Raw genomic sequence first — 251 nt, 5'->3', positions numbered from 1 at the left:
GTTTTTTTCGCCGTTGAGAAACCCCCTCTGCTCAATCTCCTTTTCCCATTTATCGATGTAATTTGTCAGCATGACGACAACCTCCTCAAGCTCAACAGGCACAGGTGGGCGAGGGTCTTTTTCCTTGACTCGATCCAGAGCCACAACCAACAGTTCCCGAAACAGACGCTTCACAGGTGGACCGTCCGGATGCTTGTCAAACCAGACAACCAAGTCACGACTGGCATCCAGGACCGATGCAGGAGTGGCCG

1 protein-coding gene is annotated in these 251 nt (G+C 52.6%); it reads right to left on the bottom strand.

The genetic code is table 11. The features are described 5' to 3' along the window. Positions 1 to 251 (bottom strand): hypothetical protein (locus HQL65_14770; GenBank protein ID MBF0137498.1); only part of this gene is annotated, 251 nt, incomplete at both ends.

This window comes from Magnetococcales bacterium (assembly GCA_015228935.1).
Taxonomy (GTDB): Bacteria; Pseudomonadota; Magnetococcia; order Magnetococcales; family DC0425bin3; genus HA3dbin3.
The sequence above is the reverse complement of the archived record's forward strand: the minus strand, read 5'-3'. Positions and strand labels throughout refer to the sequence as shown.